Raw genomic sequence first — 21334 nt, 5'->3', positions numbered from 1 at the left:
GGCGGCGCTGTGACGCCGCCGCGAGGATTGTTTGGAGTCTTCCAGGGTGTCCACCTAACTTGTCTTGGTGGACACCATCCTTGCCGCGGCCGCCGCCGCGTTCAAGATGGGATTGCCGGACGCTTACCCTCAACCTGCTGCACGAGGCTGGCTGGTATGGCGCGTCCTGCCTTCCGCTCGTCGCCGTCTATGCCGCATTAGCCGTGCCGATCCTTCTGGCAAGCGGGATCGACGCGTTTCCGAACGGAACAACATGACCATCAATCGACGTGAACTCCTCACCGCATTTGCCCTCGGCTCCGTTGCCGGTGGGATTCGCGCCGCCGAGAGCTACCCTAGCAAGCCGATCACGATCGTCTACCCGTACGCGGGCGGAAGTGCGTCGGACACCCTGACGCGTCAATTTGGCGAGATCCTCTCCAAGGCGTTGGGGCAACCGGTGGTGGTGGAGTCCAAGCCGGGTGCCGGCGGGTCCATGGCTCTGGAGCAGGTGACGCGGGCACCTGCGGACGGCCACACGCTGGTGCTGACCGCCAGCGGCACGATGTCGGTGAACCCGCATATCTACAACCTTAAGTACAAGCCGGTCGAGGATCTCGCGCCCATCGCCATCCTCGTGGACATTCCATTCATTGCAGTGTCCAACCTGTCATTCCCGGCGAAGAACCTCAAGGAATTCATCGCAGTAGCCAAGGCTCAGCCCGGCACCCTCTCGTTTGGCAACGCCGGCTCAGGAACGCAGGCGCACCTGACGCAGGTGATGTTCTTGAAGGCCGCGGGCATCACCGCGAACATCGTTCCCTACAAGGGTGGGGCTCCGATGACAACCGACCTGCTCGGAGGCCATGTCGATGCGGCTTTCGACAACGCAGCCGCGCAGGTGGCGAACGTGCAGGCGGGCAGGGTCCGGCCTCTTTTCGTCACAACACAGACACGCAGTCCAACCTTGCCAGATGTGCCGACCGCGGACGAGGCGGGGCTGCCGGGCTTCGTGGCGTCCGGCTGGTTCGGACTCGCTGTACCTAAGGGAACCCCGCTGCCGATCATCGAGAAGCTGAACCGCATCGTAGTCGCTGCGATGAAGGATTCCGCAACCCGACGCAAGTTGCTGGAGGCAGGGTGGATGCCCGTCGGGAGTTCCCCGGAAGAGGCGGCTGCGCGCGCGCGAGCCGACCTGGTGCGTTTCGGCGCCATCGTGAGCCAGCTCGGTCTGAAGCCGAACTGAGCTCCCCATTTTTCAAAGGACCCCTTATGAACCGTCGATACATCGCGGCCACCTTTGCTGCTGCCTTCCTGGCAGCCGCCTCCATTTCGGTGGGTGCGCAAACAGCAAGCTGGCCCACCAAGCCCATCACCCTCGTCGTGCCACAAGCGCCCGGCGGAGGCACCGATGTGCTGGGCCGACTTTGGGCCGACTTTGTCGGCAAGTCGCTGAAGACAACCATCGTGGTGGAAAACAAGGCGGGTGCCAACGGCGTGGTCGCATCCACGTACGTGGCGAAGCAGCCAGGCGACGGCTACACGTTCATGGTTGCCGGCATCTCTTACCTCGCGTTCAACCCGTTCACTTACAAGTCCCTGCCGTACAACCCGGAAAAGGATTTCGAAGGCGTGGCGCTGCTGGTCAACACGCCGTTCCTGCTGGTGGCGAGTCCCGAATCGGGGATCAAATCAATGGCCGACCTGGCGGCCCAAGCCAAGTCCAAGCCTGATCAGCTCAATTTCTCGTCGGCCGGCAAGGGCAACTCCACCCACCTGGTCATGGAGATGCTGGCGGAGCGGCTCGGCGTGAAGCTCACCCATGTTCCATATAACGGCGCAGGCAGGGGACTGACCGGGGTGATGGCAGGCGAAGTCCAGCTCATGGCGGACGTGCTGAATACGGCAGCTGTCCAGGCGAAGGCAGGCAAGGTGACTGCGATTGCGGCGGTCGCCCCGAGGCGGGCCGCCGGCCTGCCGGACGTGCCCACCATGGCGGAAGCCGGCCTGAAGGATTTCCCGCAACCTGGCTGGTACGCACTGATCGCACCTGCAGGCACGCCGCGGGCCATCGTGGAACGCATGAATGCCGAAACCCAGAAGTTCTTCGCCGATCCCGCCGTACGAGCCAAGCTTGATGCTCTGAACTACGAGCCGCTGCCTGCCGGCCCCGATGCCGTGAAGACCTGGATGCAGCGGGATGCGAAGGTGTGGGGCCCCGTGATCACACGCCTCGGAATCGCCAACGATTGACGGAAGAAGCCAATGCCCAAACTCACACAAACCACCTGGAAGTACCGCCGCGACAGGATGCAGCGCGTGATGGACACGCTGCAGCTTGACGCACTGGTCTTCACCTCCGGTGACTTCTTTCAGTTCGCCACGAACTTCCACACCGACGTGCAGCCCTGGGAACGACCCATCTTCGCCGTGTTTCCTCGCAACGGCGACCCGTTCCTCATCATGAACGAGCTGTCGACCAACCACGTGCGCTTCTCCATCGAGAAGGACAAGCTCTGGGTCACCGACATCAGCTTCTACGCCGAACACCCGAAGGTGAGCAACCGGCTGCCCCTGTACACGCAGATCCACGAACTCCTGGCCGAGCGCCTGCGCGCGGCCGGCCTCGCCCGCGCGCGGATTGGAGTGGAGGGAATCAGCGCCATCCTGACCGCAGTGAATCGGATGTTGCCGGAATTGCAGCTGCGCCCCTGCACGCCCGAAATGCGTTCGCTACGCTGGCAGAAGAACGACGAAGAGCTGCAGGTCATGCAGGCTGCGGCCGGCATCGCCGACTGGCTGCAGGACCGCTACAGGGAGAACATCCGCCCGGGGCGCCTCGTGCAGGAACTGGACTTCGCCATGGCGTCGCTCTTTGTGCAGGAGGCGGCTGAACGCTTTCCTGGTGAGCACTTCGAAGTGATCCGGACCTGGACGCTGAGCGGTCCCGCCTCCGCCTCGCCGCACGGCGACGGCGCGTCGTGCGGCCAGCGCATCAAGGAAGGAGATGTGCTCGTCAACATCATCATCCCACGCCTGAATGGCCTGACCATCGAGAACGAGCGCACCTGGTTCTGTGGCAAGCCGACATCGGAGCAGGCGGCATTGTGGACGGCGGCCAAAGACGCGAATGAAGCCGCCGTCGCAGCTGCGAAGACGGGCAATCCAGTCAGCGCCATCGACGCCGCAGCCCAGGCGGTGATCGAACGAGCTGGATTCGCGGAGCACATCAAGCACCGTACCGGGCATGCGATCGGCGTGATCCACCACGAGTATCCGGAAGACATGGCGTTCTCGTTCCGCCCTCTGCTGGACAACGAGGTGTATTCCGCGGAACCTGGGCTGTACGTGTATGGCATCGGCGGCTTCCGGCTCGACGACACCGTCGTGGTCGGTGCACAGCCGCGAAGCTTGACGAACACCCCACGCACCCTCGAGTACGCCACCGTGGGCTGAGCCTGACGGGCCAACCTTCCACCCCAGGAGAACCGACTTGAATAATCGACGCAGCGCACTGCTTGGCTTGCTGGCAAAGGTTTCGCTCTTGAGCTCCCCTGTTCTCGCACAGACCTTCCCGACCAGACCGATCAAGCTGATGCTGACCTTCATCAAGTCAGTTCCTGCGAACGTCGAGCGGCTCACGAAGCGCGACTCGGCTGCGTGGGGACCGATCATCGACCGGCTCGGCATCGCCCAGTAGAGGTCTGAGCAGTCATGAACCGCATCTTCGATGCCGAGCAGCAAGGCGAGTTCGAGCGCCGGCACGGGGCCACCGTGGCGGCGGTCCGAGCCGCGGGGGTACAGCACTTCGTCGTCACAGGGTCGGAGAACATCTTCTATCTGACGGGTGCCACGTTCGAGCCGCTGGAGCGCCCCTTCTTCCTGATCGTCGGAGCGGACGGCTCGCGTCGGATGCTTGTGCCAATGCTCGAGCTCGATCACATGGGCAAGGCCTGGGGTGTCGCGCCGCACGACATCCGTTTCTATCGGGAATACCCCGCACTTGCGGGCGATGGCTGGGCCGAACGGCTGCTGGGGAACGACCTCCTCGGCGATCGCTTTGCCTTTGACGACCAAACGCCGTCGAGCGTGGCCGACGTGCTGCGGCCCGCGGGTGGGCAGTCCGCCAACCTGCTGCGCGGCATCCGGATGGTCAAGTCGAACTGGGAGGTCGCGCAGATCGAGCGAGCAGCCAGGTATGCCGATTGGGGCGTACAAGCGGTCTTGCAGGCAGCCTGGAACGGCGGCACCGTGGCCGAGACCTATGCGGCGACTCAGGCACTGACGCGAAAGATCGTCCGCGAGGTCGCCGACTGGGATGCGCTCGCGACCAAGGTCATCGCCGCAGCATGGCCCGCCCCCTTCAGCGCAGAGCCGCACTCGATCCCAAGGCTTCTCGATCGCCTGGGGGCCGGCCCGCACGTCGCAATGGTGTTGACACGCGTGAATGGCTATGCGGCCGAGAGCGAGCGAACGTTCTTTACGACGCCGCCGACGGCCCAGGAACGCGAGCTTTTCGGTTTTATGACGCGTGCGCGCGAGATTGCCCTTGGCCTCGTTCAGCCTGGAATCGCTTGTGCGGAGATCGATGCTGCCGTGAATGCGTTCCTCGATGGCGTGGGGTTCAGCGATTTCCGCACGCGACTGCACCGCTGTGGACACGGGTTCGGGCTCGGAAATCACGAGCCCCCATGGATTGCCCTCGGCAGCACGGACATTCTTGCTTCCAACATGCTCATCTCAATCGAGCCAGGCATCTATGTACGGGGTGTCGGGGGCTATCGGCATTCGGACACAGTCCTGGTGACTACCGATGGGTACCGCTGTCTTACGAGGGCGCCGTCCAACATCGACGCGCTCGTACTTGGGAGGCCAACGCTGCGCCATCGGATCGCCAGCCAGGTCACCCGTCACGCGCTTCGCATGCAGGGAGCAATTGCGCCAAGGCCCTCAGATGGATGACCGTTCGACGCTGCTGCGCGAGGCCGCGGTCGTCATGTCGGACGCTGCGCTGCAGACCCTCGGGGGCCGCGATCGCTGCCGGGTCTCGCCGACGCAACCTCCGTCACACCTTTCTGAAACTGAGTGGCAACCATGCCTGACAACACCTTCGTCCGAATTCCACAACCAACACCATCGTTCTTGCTGGGCAACCTGAAAGACATCGAATCGGCCACGCCCATCCAGGGCTTCATGCGGCTCGCGCAGACGCACGGCCCGATATACAAGATCGACGTCCTAGGCCGCAGTGTGGTCCTCGTCAGCTCGCAAGCGCTGGTCCACGAGCTGTGCGACGAACAGCGCTTCGAAAAGAAGCTCTCCTCGGCGCTCGTCAACGCACGCGAGCTGGCCGGAGACGGCCTATTCACCGCCTACAACGCCGAGCCCAACTGGGACAAGGCGCATCGGCTGCTGATGCCCGCGTTCGGCCCGCTCGGCATCCGCGCGATGTACCAGCCGATGCTCGACATCGCCGGCCAGCTGATGCTGCGCTGGGAACGCTTCGGCCCCGACGCGGTGGTCGACGTCGCCGACAACATGACGCGGCTGACGCTCGACACGATCGCGCTGTGCGCGTTCGACTACCGCTTCAACAGCTTCTATCAGAACGAGATGCACCCGTTCGTCGACGCAATGGTCAACGCGCTCAGTGAGTCGGGTGCTCGCACGCGTCGGCCGCCGGTCGCGAACCGGCTCAAGCTGCTCACGGCACGCAAGTTCGACCAGGACATTCGCATGCTGCACCGGGTCGCCGACGAGCTGGTCGCCGAGCGGCGCCAGAACCCGCGCAGCGGGGCCCACAAGGACCTGCTCGACATCATGCTGAGCGGCCGCGACCCGCTGACCGGGGAGGGACTGTCGGACGAGAACATCCGCTACCAGCTCGTGACCTTCCTGGTCGCCGGTCACGAGACGACGAGCGGGCTGCTCTCGTTCGCGATCTACCTGCTGCTGCGCCATCCCGACGTGCTCGCGACTGCGCGTGCCGAGGTCGACGCGGTGCTCGGCACCGAAACGCCCCGGGTCGAGCAGATCGGCCGCCTTCGCTACGTCGAGCAGGTGCTGATGGAGACGCTCCGCCTCTGGCCGACCGCACCCGCGTTTGCGCTCAAGGCCAAGCACGACACCGTGATCGGCGGGCGCTGGCCGATCACGAAGTCGGACATCGTGATGGTGCTAATCCCGATGCTGCACCGCGACCCGGCGGCGTGGGGCGACGACGTCGAAGCGTTCCGTCCTGAGCGCTTCGCGCCCGACGCGTACGCCAAGCTCCCGCCCGATGCGTGGAAGCCGTTCGGCAACGGCCAGCGCGCGTGCATCGGCAGGCCGTTCGCGATGCAGAAGGCGTTGCTCGTCCTTGCGCTCGTCCTGCAGCGCTTCGATCTGGTCGACGACGACCCGGCGTACCAGCTCAGCGTCGCCGAAACGTTGACGCTGAAGCCGGCGGGGTTCAGGATCCGGGTCAAGCGGCGCGTCGATTCAGGGTCTGCTCGCGCTGCGGCACTGCCGTCGGCGGCGCCGCAGCTCGCGACGCCGCAGCAGCCGGCGCCGCGTTCGCAAGTCGGCGCGTTCGCCGCCAACACCGCAGCGCAGCCGGTCCTCGTCCTCTACGGCTCAAACACGGGCTCGGCCGAAGCGTTCGCGCAGCGCATCGCCAGCGACGCCGCCGCGCACGGATTCAGCGCGCGCCTCGCTGCGCTCGACGAGTACGCGGGCAAGCTGCCGACCGACGGCGCCGTGATCGTCGTCAGCGCGTCGTACGAAGGCCAGCCGCCCGACAACGCGCGCCAGTTCGTGGCCGCGGTCCAGCGTGCCTCGCCGCAGCAATTCGACGGCGTGCGCTTCGCGATCTTCGGCTGCGGCAACCGCCAGTGGGCGCGAACCTACCAGGCGGTGCCGCGGCGCATCGACGCCGCGCTCGCCGCGGCGGGCGCGACCCGGCTGCGGCCGCGCGGCGAGGCCGACTCGGGAGGCGACTTCTTCGGCGATTTCGACGCCTGGTACGCGACGCTGTGGCACCAGCTCGCCGACCGGCTGGGCGTGATCGAGCCCGAGGCGCCCGAGCCCGCGGCAGCGCTGCGCGTCGAGGCGGTCGCCGAAGGACGAACCAGCATCCTGCGCCAGTCGGAGCTGCGGCACGGCGTGGTCATCGAGAACCGCGAGCTCGTCGACACGACGTCGCCGCTAGGTCGATCGAAGCGCCACGTCGAGATCGAGCTGCCGGGCGGGATGACGTATCGCGCCGGCGACTACCTCGCGGTGCTGCCGCGCAACCCGCCGCTCGCGGTTGAGCGCACGCTGCGCCGCTTCGGCTTCGCTGCCGACAGCCGGGTCGTCGTCCACAAGGCGGCCACCAGCATCACGTCGCTTCCGACCGGCCACCCGGTGAGCGTCGCCGAGTTGCTGGCCGACTACGTCGAGCTCGGCCAGCCGGCGACCCGCGCGCAGGTCGAGCAGCTCGCCGCGGCGACACGCTGCCCGCCCGAGCGCGACGCGCTGCGCCTGCTCGCGACCGAGGGGACGTACGCGTCGGGGGTACTCGACAAGCGCGTCAGCGTGCTCGACCTCCTCGAGCAACACGCCGCATGCGAACTCGGCTTCGCCGAGTTCCTGGCGATGCTGCCGCCGATGCGCGCGCGCCCCTATTCGATCTCGTCGTCCCCGCTCTGGAACGACGCGCACTGCACGCTGACCTTCGCCGTAGTCGACGCACCGGCGCTGTCGGGTCACGGCCGCTACCAGGGCAGCGCGTCGTCGATGCTCGCGGCGTGCGCGCCCGGCGCGCGCGTCTCGGTCGCGGTGCGCCCCTCGCACACGCCGTTCCACCCGCCGGCATCGCCGGAAACGCCGGTCGTCATGGTTTGCGCCGGAACCGGCATCGCGCCGTTCCGCGGCTTCGTGCAAGAGCGTGCGATCCAGGCCGCGGCAGGACGCCGGGTCGGCCCGGCGCTGCTGTTCTTCGGCTGCGACCATCCGGGCGTCGACGACTTGTACCGCGACGAATTCGACGCCTGGCAGGCGGCCGGCGCGGTGAGCGTCCGGCGCGCGCATTCGGCGGCGCCGGTTGACGGCGTCGAATTCGTCCAGCACCGCTTGTGGGCCGACCGCACCGAGGTCGCCGAGCTATTCCGCGCCGGCGCGCACGTCTATGTGTGCGGTGACGGCCGCCGCATGGCGCCTGCGGTGCGGGAGACCTTCGTCGAGATCTATCGAGACGCGGCCGACGTTTCGCTCGAAGCGGCGATGCGCTGGGCCGACAAGATCGAGCGGGAGACCGGCCGCTACGTCGCCGACGTCTTCGCTTAGTCGGAGAGTATCCGCAATGGCAGCTCTGGAATGATCAAATGACGGCATTAACCACCTTTTCTAGGCGCAGATGAGCGTCATGAGCAGCAAGGGAATGGTCGTGTGCCCGCAGCCGGAGGCTGCCGAGTCCGGCGTGGACATCCTTCGGGCCGGCGGCAACGCCGTGGATGCGGCGGTCGCATGTGCTTTGGCGCAGACGGTCGTGGATCCGCTGATGTGCGGCATCGCCGGCTTTGGCACTGCGGCGGTGTACCGGCCGGGCGCCGGTGTGCACGAGTACGTGGACTTCCACGCTCCCGCGCCACTGAAGGCGCGGCCGGACATGTGGGAGCACCTGCTAGAAGGCGAGGCGCGCGACGGCTTCGGCTTCAGCATCAAGGGGCGGCTGAACGACATCGGCCATCAGTCGATCGCGGTGCCCGGCATGCTCAGCGGCCTCAAGCGCATGCACGAGCGGCATGGACGCCTGCCCTGGAAAGAGGTCGTCGCGCCCGCTGTCGCTTGGGCCCGAGAAGGCTTCATGGTTCGGCCCGCCATGTACGCGTTCTGGATCGACGAGACCCTCGCCGGGCGGGCCGGCAACCGCGAACGGCTTGCCTATTCGGCCGCGGGCCGCGAACTGTTCTGCCGGTCGGACGGCTCTCCCAAGACGATCGGCACGCCCCTGCGCAACGTCGACTACGCGAATACGCTGGAGATCATCGCCCGCGACGGCGCGGAGAGCTTCTACCGCGGCGAGCTTGCGCGCTGCATGGTGGACGACCTCGCCGCCCATGATGGTCTGCTGTCGCTGGAAGACTTGGACCGCTACGAGCCGCGCTACAACGCCCCGCTGGTCGACAGCTACCGCGACCGGCGCATCACCACCAACCAGCCCCCGGGCGGCGGTGCGATGTTGCTGCAGATGCTCAACATCCTGGAGCAGTTCGACCTCGTCGGGCTGGGCCATAACAGCCCGGAGTACGTTCGCGTCGTGTGCGAGGCGATGAAGCGCGCCACCGTCGATAAGGACCGCTACATCGGCGATCCGGGGTTCGTCGAAATGCCGCTCGATCGCCTGCTGTCCAAGGCCGGCGGCGCCGAGGCCGTCGCCGAGATCCGAGCCGGCCGCAAGGCGGCCGTGCCGCGCATCAACCCAGGCGCGCCGGTTCCCAAGGACACCACACACGTCTCGGTGGTGGATGGCGAAGGCAACTGCGTCGCGATGACCCACTCTCTGGCCATGCCTTCGGGCGTGATGACGCCCGGACTGGGCTTCATGTACAACGGCGCCATGGGCGTGTTCGATCCCCGTCCGGGCCGGGCGGGCAGCATTGCGCCCGGCAAGGCGCGCTTCACATCCTCGTGCCCCAGCATCGTATTTCGCGGCGATCAGCCGGAGATGGTGCTCGGCGCGCCCGGCGGCACCCAGATCGCCATGGGCGTGCTGCAGGCGATCGTCAACGTGGTGGACCACGGCATGAACATGCAGGAGGCAGTGTCCGCTCCGCGTTTCTCCTCAACCAGCGACATCATCGACATTTCCAACCGCATCCCACGGTCAGTGTCCAAGCCGCTTCAAGAACTGGGCTACGAAGTGGTCCGCAACCCGTTCGGCTACACGATCGCGTGGGTGCATGCAATCCGGATCGTCGGCGACCGGTTGGAGGGCGGTGCGGACCCAGGTCGAGACGGTGTGGCCTACGAAGCGTAGGTCCAGCCGGGAGAGCGACGAGTGCGGCTTGCTCAAGACTCGTCCTGGTCCGTCACGACGCGCGCCCGAAACTACCGAGTGGCTAGCCTAATAGATCTGTTTTCCTCCGACCACACTGCTTATCCCATGCTGCTACCGACAACCTTGAGCCATGTTGAACAGCAGTGGGGCATGCGCTCCGCTGGGGCGTTCTTGCACCTGCCGGCCACCGGTGCATCAGTATTCAGGTGGACGCGTACAGGAGACGAACCGTTTTCGTACTCGGCTGTCGCTCAGCCAGACTCGTTGCTACTGAGCGTGGTACTTCGGCCCATGCGCGCCCGTTCACACGTGGGGGGGAATGAGGTATGGACTGGTCCGATCAACGCTGGCAGTGTTCGTCTCCTATCGCTTCCCCCTGGCCAAAATGCCGGGTTCAGTTGTTCGAGTCCGTTTGATCTCTTGCACATCCACTTTCCATTGGAAGGCTTGCAGATCGCTGCTCGACGCTTTGGAATCGGGTTTGATGGGTTTCGAGAGGATTGCGGCCCACTTTATCGATCTGACGACGTCGGACATTTGCTTGGAACGCAATTTGTTCGCGTACTGGAGCATCAAGGAGCAGCTGCGCGCATGTACGCTGATGGCATCGCGCAATCGCTCGTCGCGCATCTGTTACGCCACTACGATTGCCGCTTGGAAGATGAGCGGGTGTCAATCGCAAAGGATGACGGGCTGCGGGTGGCCTTCGACTACATAGAGAGTCGATCAGGAGAAGAGATCGGAGTAGCGCGACTTGCAAGCCTTGCGGGAATGAGCGAGTTCCATTTTTTGCGGCGCTTCAAGCAGCGATACGGCATTACGCCGCACGCGCACGTGGTCAATGCTCGCCTACGGCTTGCAAAGGTGGATTTGGTGTCATCCAAAAAAAATATTCTGCAGATCGCCATGGACTGCGGATTTTCGAATTCCAGTCATCTCGCGCGTGCCTTTCGTAAGGCAGAAGGGATGACCCCGCAGGGTTATCGAGAGGCTCGACGCGTTTAGTCTTACTGTGTCGTAGGAGAAGCCTTGCGCTTACCCTGCTGAAGCAGGTGCAATAGCCGAGCTGAGGGATCGGCTGGTAGCTCGCTCGCTGGCACAGCGTCGTGACCGACGTCGCTACGCGGCACCGGGCATGCAGGACTGCCGCAGAGGCGCGATCCTTGGGACGTCGGGCACTTTGCGGACGATGAAGTTTTTTTACCGCCGAGAGACTTGTCAGCGGCGTTCAATCATCGAGAACCTGTAGGCCGCCATGCCCACGGCGGCATGATGAATGAACGCACGCCACGCTCGGCCCTCTTGATGGGCTCCGCCTACCAGCTCAGTGAGCGGTGTGCTTTTGGTAGGTGCGAGAAGTACTTGCCCGGCTAGCGTCGCTCGCCTCCACTCGGGCTAGCACGCAATGGTTCGGCGCACTCCATCCAGCACCGTGCAACAGCTGCAGCGCGACCTGCGTCTTCGTGGCGAAGTGCACCTCCTTGGATAAGCCTGCCTTGGCGCGGCGTTCAGGATCCGCTGCCGACTCCCCGGGCAGGCGGTCGGCGGCGCGAAGCAATTTTGTGCTGCCTGCTGAGCAGGATTGAGTGAGACTAAAAGTTCTCTTTTAGGAAGAATCGTCCTCGATACCCGGCTTTCCCGGTGATGTTTCGAGGAGTGTTGAGTGACAGCAGTAACCGCTACGCAGGGGAGCATGCCGACCGTCGAAGCAGGCGATGAAATCGCAGTTTCGCGTTTGGCGCATGCTGGCCGCGAGAAGCCGCGCGCCACTGGACGCGACCGGGGCGCTGGCCCGTTCGAGCGCCTCGTACTGCGCGGCGCCACCGTCATCGACGGCACCGGCGCGCCGCCTTGGGGGCCGGTGGACATCGTGATCGAGGGTGACCGCATCGTCGAGATGCGCAGCGTCGGCGTACCGCGCAAGGCCATCGACCCGGCCGTGCGCCCCTCTGCGGGACAGCACGAAATCGACTGCCACGGCAAGTTCGTCACGCCTGGCTTCGTCGATGCGCATGCGCACATCGGATCGCCCTTCGTGGCCGGCGGCAGCACGCCGCCAGCCGACTACGTCTACAAACTGTGGCTGGCCCACGGCGTGACCACCGTGCGCGAGATGGGCTGCTTCAACGGCCTGAGCTGGACGCTTGACCAGCGCGAGCGCGCAGCCGCCGGCACCATCGCGGCGCCGCGCATCGTGGCGCATGCCTACTTCCCGGCGGTCAACGACATCCTCAAGATTCTTCACACGCCTGAGCAGGCGCGCGACTGGCTCGCCCGGCTGAAACAGCGCGGCGCCGACGGCGTGAAGTTCTTCGGTGCCTCGCCCACCATCATGCAGGCGGCGCTCGCCGAATGCGCGCAACTCGGTCTGCGCAGCGGCTGCCACCATGCGCAGACCGCCGTGACCCGTATGAACGCGCTCACCACCGCGCAGTGGGGCCTGACCAGTGCCGAGCATTACTACGGCCTGCCCGAGGCCTTGTTCGAGCACCGCGTGGTGCAAGACTACCCGGCCGACTACAACTACAGCGACGAGTACTTCCGCTTCTCCGCCGCCGGCCAGACCTTCAGCCAGGCCGCGCAGCCGGGTAGCGCTACTTGGCGAAACGCGATGGATCGTTTTCTCGAACTCGGCTTCACCTTCGTGCCCACGTTCGGCATCTACGACGCCAACCGCGATCTCATGCGCACGCGGCGCGCCGACTGGCACGACGACTACACATGGAAGAGCTACTGGGACTACTTTCAGCCCTACCGCGGCGGCCACGGCTCTTACTGGTACCGTTGGTCGACGAAGAACGAGATCGAGTGGAAGGAGAACTACCGGCTCTGGATGCGATTCATCAACGAGTACAAAAACCGGGGCGGGCGTGTCTGTGCGGGCAGCGACTCGGGCTTCATTTTCCAGGTGTTCGGCTTCGGCTTCGTGCGCGAGTTGGAGATGCTTCAGGAGGCAGGCTTCCACCCACTGGAGGTGCTGCGTGCCGCCACGCTCGAGGGCGCGCACTTGCTGGGCATCGAGGCCGACTGCGGCAGTCTCGAGGTCGGCAAGCGCGCCGACCTGCTGGTGCACGACCAGAACCCGCTGGAAGACTTCAAGCTGCTGTACGGCACCGGTGCCATGCGGCTGAACGACGACACCCAGCGTGTCGAATGGCAGCGTGGGCTGAGCCGCACCATCGCGGGCGGCATCTGCTACGACACGGCCGAGCTGCTGGCCGACGTGCGTGCGATGGTGGCGGCAAGTCACGCAGAAGCCGCAGTTGAAGCGCGCGCCGCATGAACCCCGAAATTTCCTCGTCGCCGATGCCCATCGAACTGGTTGTGCTGACGGGCTTCCTGGGCAGCGGCAAGACCACGTTGCTCGCCACCTACCTGCGCCAGTCGCAAGCTGCCGACACCGCCGTGATCGTCAACGAGATTGGCGAGATCGATCTCGACGGTGCGGTCCTATCGAGCACCGCGGCCAAGGTGCCGATGGCGCTGCTGAGCAACGGCTGCGTTTGCTGTGCGATGAGCGGCGACCTGCCCGGCACCATCGCTGCGCTGATCGAAGAGCGCGCCGCGCGTGGCCTGCCTCCGCTCGCGCGCATCGTGCTGGAGACTACCGGCCTCGCGCGTCCCGGCCCGGTCCTGCGCAGCCTCGCGCCGCTGGCCCCGTACCTGCGCGCATACGTCGTGAGCACTTTCGATTGTGAGCGCGGTGCGGCCACGCTCGACCTGCCCGAAGCGGCCGCGCAGATCGCCGGCGCGCATCGCATCGTGATAACCAGACAGGACGTTGCCGACGACGGCGCGGTGGCGTTGGCGCGTGCGATGTTGGCGCGCATCAATCCGCTGGCCGAACTGGTGGCCGATGCGGCGCCGGGGCCGCGCGCTCTGGCTGCGCTGGCGTCGCCGCCCGTGCGCTTGTTTCAACAGGGGTTTTCGTTGGAGGACGACGAGGCGCAAGCGCCGCACGGCGACATTCGCACCGCGCTGTGTCGCTTCACCGCGGCCGTGACCAGCGACGACCTTGCCGAGTGGCTCGACAACCTCGCTGGCCTGTGCGGCGAGCGCCTGCTGCGCGTCAAGGGGCTTGTCAGCGTACAGGGCGAGAGGTGGCCGCTCCTCGTGCAGTGCGTCGGCACGTTGTTCAGCCCGGTCGTGCCACTTGCCGTGGACACCCCCGATTCGTTCCTAGTCGTGATTGCGCGCGGCCTCCACCTAGACGCGCTGCGCGACGTGCAACCGCCGTTGCCCTTCACGTTGAGGGCCACCGCGCGCGCGCAGTCGAAGCCCGGTGTGCTCGGCCGCCCGCTCGCCAGCGTGCTCGAGGAGGCGTGCACGTGAGGCCGACTACTGTCGCACGGCGTGCGGCCGTGGCCGTGGTTTACGCGGCGATGCTGCTGCCGCTGATCACCGTCGCCTGGCTCAGCTTCTTCGAGCAGCCGATCATGAGCTTCCCGCCCGAGGGCTACTCGCTGCACTGGTACGCCAACGCCTGGAGCAAGCCACAGTTCGCGAGCAGTTTTATGCTATCGCTGCAGCTGGCCGCCATTTCGGCGCTGCTCGGCGTGGGCTCCGGCACAGTGGCCGCCTACGCCATCGAGCGCGGCAGTTTTCGCGGCCGGCGCGCGTTAGCTGCACTGCTGCTGTCGCCGCTGGCGTTTCCGGGCGTGGTGCTGGGCACCGGCATCTACGTGTTCTTCGTGCAGATCGACAACTCGATCGACCTGCGGATCGTGGGCACGCTGCCGGGCCTGATCGCCGCGCATGCGCTGCTGGCCATTCCGTGGACCGTGCGACTCGTGTCCGCCAGCCTGCAGGGGCTCGGCCGCGCGCCGGAAGAAGCCGCAGCCAACCTGGGGGCGCGACCTGCCACTGTGTTCCTGCGCGTCACGCTGCCCTCGATGCGTGCGGGCATCGTGGCCGCGGCCGTCTTCAGCTTCATCGCGAGCTTCGAGAACCTGGAGATGACCATGATGCTCACGGGCCCCGGGTACGCGACCTTGCCGGTGGAAATGCTGAGCTACCTCAACTTCAACATGGACCCGACACTGGCCGCGGTCGGCACGGTGCAGACCTTGCTCATCGCCGTGCTCCTGCTGGTGGCGGATCGTTTCGTCAGTCTGTCCCGGGTGACCTCTTGAGCTACCTCCGTCTCGACAACCTCCAGTGCACCTACGACCGTACGGTCGCGGTGCGCAACCTCAACCTCGACGTGGCGCAGGGCGAACTGCTTGCACTGCTCGGGCCCTCCGGCTGCGGCAAGAGCACCACGCTACGCATGGTGGCAGGCTTCGTGAAGCCGAGCGCGGGCCGCATCCTGTTCGGCGAGCGCGACGTCACCCACACGCCGCCCCATGCGCGCGACACCGGCATGGTGTTCCAGGGCTACGCGCTCTTCATGCACATGAGCGTGGCCGAGAACGTGGCCTTCGGGCTGCAGATGCGCAAGGTGCCGCGCAGCGAACAGGCCGCCCGCGTGAAAGAGGCGCTGCGCTTGGTACAGCTCGAGCACCTGGCCGAGCGGCGTCCCGCAGCGCTGTCTGGCGGCCAGCAGCAACGCGTGGCGCTGGCGCGTGCGCTGGTGGTGCAGCCGACCGTGTTTCTGCTCGACGAACCCATGTCCAACCTGGATGCGCGCTTGCGCACGGAGGTGCGGCTGGAAATTCGTGCGCTGCAGCAGCGCCTGGGCCTAACCACTTTGCTGGTCACGCACGACCAGGAAGAAGCCCTCACTACGGCCGACCGCCTGGCTGTGATGGACCACGGCCGTGTGCGCCAGATCGGTACGCCACAGCAGGTATACGAGCAACCGGTGGACCAATTCGTTGCGAACTTCATCGGGCGCTGCAACCTAGTGGCGGGTCGGCTCGATGGGCCGGGAGTGTTCCGTGCGGGTTCGCACACGCTGCCGTGCGCGCCGCTGGCGATAACCCGAAGCCCGGTGATCGAAATGGCCCTGATGGTGCGGCCCGACCGCATCCGCATTGCCGGTGCGGGCGCGCCGGGCCTGCCCGCGCGCGTAAAGCTCAGCACCTACCTCGGCGGAACGACCGAATGGCATTGCGAGACTGACCTAGGCCCGATCACCGTCGCCCAGCCCAGCACGCTGGCGCACGACCCTGCGTTGCGCGGTCTGGCCGCGGGCGAACGTGTGTCGCTGCAGTGGTCGCCGGAGCACGCGCTCGCGTTGCCGGCAGACGCCGCCGCCTGAGTACCCTTTTTCTTCCCTTCCTCACTCCTCGCCATGTCCACACATTCCACACGCCGTTCCCTGCTGCTGGCCGCGGCTTCGCTGCCACTGGTCGCCGCCAGGCCCACCCTCGCCGCGCCCGGCGGGCGCGTCGTCATCGCCACTTGGGGCGGTGACTACGGCGACCTGCTTGGTAAGCATGTGGAGCAGCCGCTGCTCAAGCCGCTAGGCATCGAGGCGGTGCAGAGCGTGGACGACGGATCGCAGCGCAGGGCCAAGCTGCTGGCCGAACGCAACAGCCGCCGCGGCAGCCTCGACGTCGTATCTCTGGTCGACTACGAGGCCAGTGGTTTCGCGCAGATGGGACTGTTCGAGACGCTCACTGACGCCGACGTACCCAACGCGAAGAATGCTATTGCCGCATTGCGCCAGCCGCAGGCGTTGCCGCACATCTATTCGGGCATGGTGATCGCCTACAACCCCGAGAAGATCAAGACGCCGCCGAAGTCGTTCAACGACCTCTGGGACCCGAAGTACAGGGGCCGCGTCGGCCTGGCCGATATCCTATTCCCGTACAACATTGCCGCGGCCTCGCTGGCGGCCGGCGGCACGCTGTCCGATCTGGCGCCAGGCATGACGAGGCTCAGCGAGATGAAGGCGTTGTCGCCCAAGATCTTCGCCACCAACGAAGCGGTGGCGCAGGCGCTGAAGTCGGAAGACATCTGGATTACCCTGGCCTGGCGCGCCCGCGTGTACCAGTGGCGCCGCGCCGGCGTGAGCGTGGCCGCGGCGGTGCCGGCCGAGGGCATCATGCCGACCACCTTTAGCGCCTCGGTGCCGAAGAACAGCCAGCAGAAAGAAAACGCCTTCGCCTACCTCAACGCCATGCTCGACGCGCGCGCGCAAGCAGCGTTCGCCGAGCGCATGGGCTACGTGCCCACCGTGACCAACGCCAGCCTGCCGCCTGAGTTGGCAGCGCAAATTGCTTTCACGCCCGAGGAGCAGTCGCGCTTCAAGGTGCCCGATTTTGGCTACTTCAGCAAGGCCTTGCCGCAGCTGCAGCAGTACTGGTCACGCGACTTCAAGGCCTGAGCGATGCGCCTGCTGACCCTGCCGGCCATCGCAATCGTGCTGGCGCTGATGGTGGCGCCCATGGCGATGCTGCTGCGCTATTCGCTCAATATCTACACGCCTACCGAGCTCATGGTCGAGGCCTTCACGCTGCAGAACTACGTGCAGGTGTTTGCCGACCCGTACTTTCGCGGTGTGCTGGCCGTCACTTTGCAGGTCTCGTTTGTCACCACGCTGATCGCCTTGTTGGTGGGACTGCCCGCGGGCTACACGCTGGCGCGCATGTCGCGCCGCTGGAAAATGTGGCTCACTCTCGCCACCATCCTGCCGCTGATGGTGGGCAACGTGGTGCGCTCGGCTGGCTGGCTGGCGCTGCTGGGCAACAGCGGCCTGTTCAACGCCGTGGCGCAGTGGAGCGGGGTGGTGCGCGAGCCAATGCAACTCATGTTCAACCAGCCGGCCGTGGTCGGCGTGATGGTCACCATCGTGCTGCCGCTCATGGTGATGACGCTGGCCAGTGTCATCGAGGGCATTCCGCGTAACGTGGAGGAGGCTGCGGCCAACCTGGGCGCGCGGCCTTTCACGGTGTTCCGCCGCGTGGTGCTGCCGCAGGCCATGCCGGGCGTGATCGCCGGCATGTCGCTGGTCTTCATCCTGTGCATGAACGCTTATGCCACGCCGGTGCTCATCGGCGGGCCGCGCTTCAAGATGATGACGCCCGAGATTTACCAGCAATTTGTAGGTCTGAACAACTGGCCGTTCGGCGCCGCGCTGGCATTCATTCTGTTGATAACGACACTAATTTCTGTGTTCGTCGCTAGCGCCATTCTGCAGAAAGCCATTTCAAACAAGCGCTGAGTAAATTTCACCTCCGTTTTCTAAGCCAAGCGACCGCTTCTGTGAAATGCAACGCACTGAAAGTGCAAAGCTATGGGCCCGCAACGATGGCGAAGGCTGATCTGATCGCTCGGACTGATCTGAGACCAGAGCATTGCGCAGTATTGGCAATCAAGATTCAGCTGACCAAAGAGCCTTAGCACGCTGCGTTATCAAGCGAGCATCTCTTGCGAGAAATCGAACGAATCAGCTTCGCGCTTCCGGGGATGTCAGGTGCCGTTCAGCGTGTTGCGAGAGCGGCGTACCTCATGACTTCCACGTACGTTTTTGTTTGCGTCGAAACTCCCGATGATTGGTTTCTCTTGAAGCTGTCAGTCAAGTTGAAGACATGTCGAAAAAAGCTGTCTCGATCGCGGCAACAACGGAAAGAATCTCATGCTCGATCTGAACGAAGTGGCGATGTTTGTGCAGGTGGCTCGCAGCGGCAGCTTTGCCGAGGCGGCGCGGCGGTTGAGCGTGCCCTCGGCCACGGTGAGCCGCCGTGTCCAGCAACTCGAAGCGCGGCTGGGCACGCGGTTGATGCAGCGCTCGACCCGCAAGCTCACGCTGACGAGTGCGGGCGAATCCTTTCACGAGCGATGCGGCCCGGCGGTCGAGGAGCTCATCGAAGCCAGTCAGTTGCATGTGGCGGACAGCATGGAGCCGAGCGGCACGGTGCGGGTGGCTGCGCCAACCAGCTTCTTCGGATTTTTCCAGATGGAATGGGTGGGGGCGTTTCTGGCCAAGCATCCACTTGTGCGCCTGGACTTCGTGCTCAGTGATCTCTTGGTCGATCTGATTGCCGATCGCATCGATGTCGCATTTCGCGGTGGACCCATGCAAGACTCCAGTAGCGTGATCCGGCGAATCTTCGTGAGCCATGGCGAGCTGATCGCCAGCCCTTCCTACCTGGAGGCGCATGGCATGCCCACCGACCTGGAAGAACTGCGCGAGCATGAGTGCGTGGTGCAATCCAATGCCGGTGGCAGCGTCACCTGGTACTTGCAGGACATGAATGGCGTGCAGAAGCAGGTGCGCGTGAGCGGGCGTTTCAACAGCAACGCACAAGAGGTTCTGCGCAAGGCCGCGTGCGCCGGTCTTGGCATCGCGGCGCTGCCGTCGGTCCTGACTGCATCAGATATCGCGGCGGGCAGACTGGTGCGGGTGCTGCCGCAATACACGCGGGCCGGTCGCGGGCTGAGCTTTGTCTATCCCAGTCGCCAGCAGCGCCCTCTGGCGGTAACGGCGTTCGCCGACATGGCTGTGGAGAAGCTCAGTCATCAGGATGGGGTGCCAACGGCCACGGCGATCTGAAGCGTTCGGCTTGCGGACAACAGCGGCGTAAGCGGCAGGCAATCAGCAATCGGTCACAGGCATATGAGGGTCAAGGGCAGCTTCGCGGAAGCAGTCGTTGCCAGCAAAATTCTGGCCCTGCCGGCAAGGTGAGTGATGCACCTGTGTGCGCTCTCAGAGGCAAACGCGGTGGCGGCAAGGGGGAAATTGGTAGCAGCGACTACTCCCTTCGGGGCTTTTTCTTGAGTGCTATAACCCTGGCCGGTCAACAAGCTCGGGCTGCGCATGATTCAAATGGAAGAAACCGAGGCGGGCGACTACCAAATGCGCCAGACCTTGTACGAGCCCGTGGTGTATATGGACCACTGGGCAGTACGGAAATTCTCGACCGACAAGGCGCTCAGGGGCAGGTTCATAACCGCGCTTCACCGCTCGGGCGGTACGCTGCTCGTGTCACTACACAACTTCGGGGAGTTCAGCGGCGTGAGCGTCGAAGAACATGCTGTTGCGGCCGAAGAGTTTTTCGACCTGGCACTTCCTCGCATGTTCGTGGCCGACTTCGGCGCCGACCTTGGTTTCATTCAGCTTCGGGGCCGCCCTACAGCGGACGGGAAGCAAGAGAACCTTATCCTTGTAGAAATGGCCAAGCGCTGGCTGGAGAACGGCCACCAGCTCTCCATGGCGGGACTTGTCAACGAGTCGGAGGAGAACCGCGCGATTGTTAGCAGGGCGCTCAAAGACCTGCAAGTCGGCATTGCCAAAGCCGTCAACTCAGTGAAGGCCGACCCTCAAAAGGTAGGGGTGGCTCGAGCAAACAAGAAGCCGCCTGGAGCGACGCTGCGAGATCTGGTTCAGGACGCATTCCTTCGAGATTTCGTTGTCAACGAAGAAGCTGTGTTTGGTGAGCATGATGCCTCCGACTTCGTACATGCCTTCGGTGCGGTTATGGCCAGCGACTTTGTGCTTCTGGACGGTCGTTGGGCGCACATAGTCAATCAAGCCGACAAGCAGCTAAAGAAAAAGGGAGTCACGCACCGTCTGCCCAAGGCTTTCCCCGAGCGGCAAGTACCGCAGTTCATGGACGCGCTTGAGGCATACCAGGAAGCCACGGGGGAGCGCAAAGCCAAGACTATCTCTAGATGAAAAGCGGCCCCGTGGGGCCGACTGCGTCTTGGTTGAACTCAAGCTCTGCGCATTGCCCGTACCAGAACCATTTTTACTAGGTCTCGTGATTTCTACGCTGACTATGCGGTGTTCGCTCATTTGAGCCTGCCCACTGCAACGTAGAGTGCATTTAATCGGCGAAACCACAGCCCCTCCATTGGACCGGCCATCGTCGACACGATCATGACGCACTCTTCGGAACATCCCCGAAATATGGGGTGGTGATCCGGACCGCGACTCCCATAATCCGCTTCATATTGGAGCGGGGGAGACACGGTGTTCCTTAACGATCAAGAAACGGCAGTCGACCTGCTGTACTACGAGTCGGTCGCCAAGACCGTCGTGAAGCTGGTGCGCTCGACACCGCTTGTGCCGGTGACGATTGGTGTGCACGGCGACTGGGGCGCCGGCAAATCGAGCGTACTCAAGATGACGGCAGCAATCCTCGAGAAGGATAAGAAAACGCTGTGCATCTGGTTCAATGGATGGACCTTCGAAGGGTTCGAGGACGCAAAGACGGTCGTGATCGAAAAGATCGTCGAGGAGCTGCTCCGCGCCAGACCTGGGCATACGAAGGTCGCCGAAGCGGCCAAGAAGGTCTTCAAACGCATCGATTGGCTCAAGGGAACGTCTGATCAAGTCCACCGATTGCCGACCTGAACGTTGATCACCCAGCTGAAGGAGAGCCAACGATGAGCCAGATCAGTTTTTCGGATGCCGAGCATGCAGGCAAGAGAAAGAAGACACGC

At 64.6% G+C, this 21334-nt stretch carries 17 protein-coding genes; all 17 read left to right on the top strand.

The genetic code is table 11. From position 1 onward, the window contains the following. Positions 1–67 precede the first annotated feature (67 nt). The 17 genes from VLK31_RS35285 (at position 68) to VLK31_RS35205 (ending at position 21245) form a co-directional block, all read left to right on the top strand. A complete protein-coding gene (locus VLK31_RS35285) occupies positions 68–1225 on the top strand; it encodes a Bug family tripartite tricarboxylate transporter substrate binding protein (RefSeq protein WP_409173150.1) in 1158 nt (385 codons plus the stop codon). A gap of 26 nt (positions 1226–1251) precedes the next feature. Next, on the top strand, positions 1252–2232 hold the full coding sequence (locus tag VLK31_RS35280; protein WP_409173149.1) for a Bug family tripartite tricarboxylate transporter substrate binding protein: 981 nt from the start codon (positions 1252–1254) through the stop codon (positions 2230–2232). 12 nt (positions 2233–2244) lie between these two features. Further along, positions 2245–3435, top strand: coding sequence for a M24 family metallopeptidase (locus VLK31_RS35275; RefSeq protein WP_409173148.1), 1191 nt, complete (start codon positions 2245–2247; stop codon positions 3433–3435). 37 nt (positions 3436–3472) lie between these two features. Continuing rightward, complete coding sequence (locus tag VLK31_RS35270; protein ID WP_409173147.1) at positions 3473–3679, top strand: hypothetical protein; 207 nt, start codon at positions 3473–3475, stop codon at positions 3677–3679. Positions 3680–3693: 14 nt separating this feature from the next. Beyond that, positions 3694–4941 (top strand): M24 family metallopeptidase, encoded by a 1248-nt coding sequence (locus VLK31_RS35265; protein ID WP_409173146.1) that lies wholly within the window; start codon positions 3694–3696, stop codon positions 4939–4941. Positions 4942–5073: 132 nt separating this feature from the next. Continuing rightward, positions 5074–8286, top strand: coding sequence for a bifunctional cytochrome P450/NADPH--P450 reductase (locus VLK31_RS35260; RefSeq protein ID WP_409173145.1), 3213 nt, complete (start codon positions 5074–5076; stop codon positions 8284–8286). Between the two features lie 79 nt (positions 8287–8365). Further along, a complete protein-coding gene (ggt, locus tag VLK31_RS35255) occupies positions 8366–9979 on the top strand; it encodes a gamma-glutamyltransferase (RefSeq protein WP_409173151.1) in 1614 nt (537 codons plus the stop codon). A gap of 612 nt (positions 9980–10591) precedes the next feature. After that, entirely contained in the window at positions 10592–11005 is a 414-nt protein-coding gene (locus VLK31_RS35250; protein ID WP_409173144.1) for a helix-turn-helix domain-containing protein, read from the top strand. Positions 11006–11693: 688 nt separating this feature from the next. Then, on the top strand, positions 11694–13283 hold the full coding sequence (locus VLK31_RS35245; protein WP_409173143.1) for an amidohydrolase family protein: 1590 nt from the start codon (positions 11694–11696) through the stop codon (positions 13281–13283). After that, positions 13280–14332 carry a CobW family GTP-binding protein gene (locus VLK31_RS35240; RefSeq protein ID WP_409173142.1) on the top strand — a complete coding sequence of 351 codons (1053 nt, stop codon included), beginning with the start codon at positions 13280–13282 and terminating at the stop codon, positions 14330–14332. The genes VLK31_RS35245 and VLK31_RS35240 overlap by 4 nt, the downstream gene beginning before the upstream one ends. Continuing rightward, the gene (locus VLK31_RS35235; RefSeq protein ID WP_409173141.1) at positions 14329–15132 is read left to right on the top strand and encodes an ABC transporter permease; all 804 of its coding nucleotides are present in this window, start codon (positions 14329–14331) and stop codon (positions 15130–15132) included. Before VLK31_RS35240 ends, VLK31_RS35235 begins: the two co-directional genes overlap by 4 nt. Further along, a complete protein-coding gene (locus tag VLK31_RS35230; protein ID WP_409173140.1) occupies positions 15129–16202 on the top strand; it encodes an ABC transporter ATP-binding protein in 1074 nt (357 codons plus the stop codon). The genes VLK31_RS35235 and VLK31_RS35230 overlap by 4 nt, the downstream gene beginning before the upstream one ends. A gap of 33 nt (positions 16203–16235) precedes the next feature. Next, positions 16236–17273 carry an extracellular solute-binding protein gene (locus VLK31_RS35225; protein WP_409173139.1) on the top strand — a complete coding sequence of 346 codons (1038 nt, stop codon included), beginning with the start codon at positions 16236–16238 and terminating at the stop codon, positions 17271–17273. 3 nt (positions 17274–17276) lie between these two features. Continuing rightward, positions 17277–18110 (top strand): ABC transporter permease, encoded by an 834-nt coding sequence (locus VLK31_RS35220; protein WP_409173138.1) that lies wholly within the window; start codon positions 17277–17279, stop codon positions 18108–18110. A gap of 414 nt (positions 18111–18524) precedes the next feature. Next, entirely contained in the window at positions 18525–19442 is a 918-nt protein-coding gene (locus VLK31_RS35215; protein ID WP_409173137.1) for a LysR family transcriptional regulator, read from the top strand. Positions 19443–19706: 264 nt separating this feature from the next. Continuing rightward, a complete protein-coding gene (locus VLK31_RS35210; protein ID WP_409173136.1) occupies positions 19707–20564 on the top strand; it encodes a hypothetical protein in 858 nt (285 codons plus the stop codon). Between the two features lie 297 nt (positions 20565–20861). Then, complete coding sequence (locus VLK31_RS35205; RefSeq protein ID WP_409173135.1) at positions 20862–21245, top strand: P-loop NTPase fold protein; 384 nt, start codon at positions 20862–20864, stop codon at positions 21243–21245. Positions 21246–21334: the final 89 nt, after the last annotated feature.

This window comes from Variovorax sp. H27-G14 (genome assembly GCF_046156345.1).
Classification (GTDB): Bacteria; Pseudomonadota; Gammaproteobacteria; order Burkholderiales; family Burkholderiaceae_C; genus Variovorax.
The sequence above is the reverse complement of the archived record's forward strand: the minus strand, read 5'-3'. Positions and strand labels throughout refer to the sequence as shown.